The sequence below is a fragment of the Xanthomonas sp. SHU 166 genome (genome assembly GCF_000364685.1).
Classification (GTDB): domain Bacteria; phylum Pseudomonadota; class Gammaproteobacteria; order Xanthomonadales; family Xanthomonadaceae; genus Xanthomonas_A; species Xanthomonas_A sontii.
Map to the genome: position 1 here is coordinate 1 of NZ_AQOJ01000130.1, position 3,481 is coordinate 3,481.

Consider the following 3,481-nt stretch of genomic DNA (forward strand, 5'->3'; position numbering starts at 1 on the left):
TGCGCGTCGGCCGCCAGCACCGCCACGTCGGCGTCGCCGCAGGCACGCAGCATCTCGTCCACATGCGCGACCTCGCCGAGCATGCGCGGCCGCCGCGTGTAGTCGGCCTGCAGGCGCGTGCGCGCCAGCCAGGCCTCGATCACCCGGATGCCGCGCGGGCCGGCCTGCGCATCGTCGGCCAGCCACACGCGGGTGCCGGCCGACGTGTTCGCCTCCAACGCACCCAGGCAGGCGTCCAGCGCGACGTCGTCGACGCCGACCGCCAGCAGCACGATGGGCAGGCTCACCCGCTTACTTCTTGCCGCGTGCCGGCAGCGGCTTCATGGCCTCGAACTTCTGTCCGTATTCGTCGGTGAGATTGCGGGCTTCCTGCGGGTTGCGCACGATCGAGGGGGTCAGCAACACGATCACTTCCTGCCGATTACTGTCCTGGGTCTTCTGCCCGAACAGCGCACCAACCACCGGCAGCTTGCTCAGGTACGGCACGCCGTTGCTGCCGTCGGTGGTGCTGTCGCTGATCAGGCCGGCCAGCATGATGGTGTCACCGCTCTGTACCGCCGCCTCGGTCTTGACGCGACGCGTGTTGATCGGGACGTTGCAGGCGACGCTGGTGCCAGCGCTGGTGCCGCAATTGGTCGGCGCCGCTCCAGGCGAGCTGACTTCCTGCACGATGTCCAGGAATACCATTCCGTCCTTGGTCACACGCGGACGCACCTTGAGGATCACGCCGGTATCCAGGTAGTTCACCGAGGAATATGTAGCGCCGGTGCCCAGGCCCGTGTCGACGCTGACTGAATTGATCGGGATGCGCGTGCCCACGTTGAGTGTTGCTTCGGCATTGTTGCGAACGAACACCGAAGGCGTCTGCAGCAGTTTGACATTGGTGACCTGATCCAGTGCAGAAATCACCGCGGCTGCGTTCCTGCCCAGGAAGGTCCAGCCCAAACCGCTGCTGCCGGTGATGCTGCCGGCGATGTCGCCCCAGATCTTGCGGCCGGCCGCGCTGGGCAGATTCGCGCCACCGCCAATGCCGATGTTGTCGGCATTGGCCGGCGCATTCACCGCCTGCTCGAAGTACCAGTTGACGCCATACTTCAGTTTACCGGTCAAATTGACCTCCGCCACCTGCGCCTCGATGTGCACCTGCATCGGCATCACATCGAGCTTCTCGACCACGTCGCGGATCGAGCGCCAGGCCTGCGGGGTCGAGCGCACCAGCAGGGTGTTGGTTTCCTCCACCGCCGACACGCCGACCTTGTCGCCCTGCACTTCCAGGGTCACGCTGCCGTTGCCGGACGTGCGCGGCGACAGCTGCAGGCTGCCATTGCCCAGGCCGCCACCGCTGCTGCCGGAGGAACTGCTGCTGCCCAGGCTGTCGCTGCTGCTGCCGCTACTGCCCAGGCTACCGCCGCCCAGACTGCTGTCGCTGCCGTTGAAGCCGCCCAGGCCGCCGCCGTTCAACTGGCTCATCTGCGAGCCCGGCATCAACGAGGCGTTGGAGTCGCCACGGTTGCCGCCGCCGGCGCCGAACACTTCGGCCAGGCGATCGGCCAGGTCCTTGGCCTTGATGTACTTGAGTTCGTAGGAGAACAGCCGCGCGCCGCCGCCGGCGCTGTCGATGCGGTCCAGCCACTCCTGGATCTGGTCCAGGTAGCGCGCCTGCGGGGTGATCACCAGCACCGCGTTGGCGTTCTCCAGCGGCATGAAGCGGAACATGCCGGCGCTGGGGGTCTTGCTGTTCTCGCCGAACACCTTCTCCAGATCGGCCGCGACCTGTTCGGCCTTGCCCGACTGGATCGGGAACACGCCCACCGACATGCCCGACAGCCAGTCGACGTCGAAGATCTGCACCGTGCGCAGGTAGTTCTCCAGCTCGGCACGGGTGCCGCCCAGGGTGATGACGTTGCGCGAGCCGTCGATGCCGACGATGGCGTTCGGCCGCGCGTACGGCTCCAGCACCTTCTTCATCTCGCTGGCGGAGATGTACTTCAGCGGCACCACGCGCACCTCGAAGCCGCGCGCGTTGGCCGGCGAGGCGGTGCTCGGCGCCACCGTGCCGGCCAGGGCCTGGTCGGCGGGGACGATGTTGTAGCGGCCGCCGCTGTAGACCATGCGTGCGTTGTTCCAGCCCAGCACCATCTCCAGCAGGTTCAGCGCCTGCGCCGGCGACACCGGCTTGGGCGTGGCCAGGGTCACCGTGCCCTGCACACCCGGCGCGATCACGTAGTTCTGCCCGAGCATGTCGCCGAGGATGGCCTTGACCACCGCCTGCAGCGATTCGCCCTCGAAGTTGAAGGTGGCGCTGCCGCTGCTGGCGTTGCCCAGCGACGGCGCCGGCGCCGCGGCGGCCGCGGAATTGATCATGGTGCCGCTGCCGCGGCGGATCACCGGGGTGGCGCGCTCGGGCAAGGCGTTGGGATCGGCCGGGCCGCCCTGGCCGTCGCTCTGGGTGCTGCCGGCCGCGCCGACCTGGGGGTTGATCGCGGCGCCGCGACGGATGTCCGGCGAGGGCGTGGTGGCGCAGCCGGCCACCAGGCCGATGGCGAGGAACAGGGAAAACAGACGCGGCGTCATGCGATCACTCTTCAAGGGTTCTGACCTGAGGGGTTGTTCTGGCGCTGTTGCTGCAATTGCCGGCGGCGCGCTTCGATCCGCTCGCGGATGGCCTGCAACTGCTCCGACGACGGAGCCGGCGACGACGGCTGAGGGGCGCTCGGGGTCGGTGCCTGGTTCGGCACCGGGTTGGGGGTGGACTGGTTCGGCGGGCGCGGCGCGTTGGCGTTGGACTGGCCATTGGGCGCGGACGCCGGCGGCGGCATCTGCCCCTGCGCGGCACGCCCGGCCTGGCCGAGCACGGTCGGCGGCTGCCCGCCCTTGCCGTCGAACACCTTCAATTCCAGGGTCTGGGTGCCACCGGAACCGCTGACTGTGGCCTGGCGCGGCGCCAGCGACAGCAGCCGCCAGCCCTGCACGGCGTCGCCGCCTTCCTTCAGGCGCAGCGATTCGCCCTGCTCGGTGGTCAGCGTCGCCATCTTGAAGCGGTCGGTGAGCAGCACGCCGGTCAGGCGCACGTTGGGCGCGGCGGCCTGGCCGTTGTCGGCGCTGAGGAAGAACGGATGCGGACGGCGATCCTCGGCGAACACCGGGCGCGCGGCGATCTCGCCGTACTGCGAGAAATCGCCCAGGCGCTGTGTGGTGGCCGCGGGCAAGCCTGGCAGCCGCTGCAGCATCGACGGATCGTCGGGCAGCGGCGCCACGCGTTCGCCGAGCCCACCCAGGCCCAACGCCCAGATCAGCAGCCCCCACAGCGCCAGCGTGCCCAGCCACACGGTACGCAGGCCCATCGCTTCAATTCGCATGGCGGCCCTCCACCTGTTGCGGCAGGTCCGCCGGCGCGGCATTCGCGGCGCCGGGCGCACTTGGCGGGTTGGTCGCGCTGGGGGTGGACGGCGGCGGCGACGGCACGGCGGCCGGCTCGCTC

2 protein-coding genes and 1 pseudogene are annotated in these 3,481 nt (G+C 69.3%); all 3 read right to left on the reverse strand.

The window, feature by feature from the left end; genetic code table 11:
- Positions 1–287, reverse strand: a pseudogene (locus D180_RS05145) (glycosyltransferase); the annotation flags it as partial.
- Between the two features lie 4 nt (positions 288–291).
- Positions 292–2,574, reverse strand: a complete 2,283-nt coding sequence (gene gspD / locus D180_RS05150) for a type II secretion system secretin GspD (protein ID WP_017911961.1) — start codon at positions 2,572–2,574, stop codon at positions 292–294.
- 11 nt (positions 2,575–2,585) lie between these two features.
- Positions 2,586–3,359 (reverse strand): type II secretion system protein XpsN, encoded by a 774-nt coding sequence (xpsN, locus tag D180_RS05155; protein WP_026143492.1) that lies wholly within the window; start codon positions 3,357–3,359, stop codon positions 2,586–2,588.
- Positions 3,360–3,481: the final 122 nt, after the last annotated feature.

What these genes read in the sequence shown, in the direction of transcription:
- gspD (WP_017911961.1), bottom strand. Translation starts at nt 2,574, where the DNA reads ATGACGCCGCGTCTGTTTTCCCTGTTCCTCGCCATCGGCCTGGTGGCC.
- xpsN (WP_026143492.1), bottom strand. Translation starts at nt 3,359, where the DNA reads ATGCGAATTGAAGCGATGGGCCTGCGTACCGTGTGGCTGGGCACGCTG.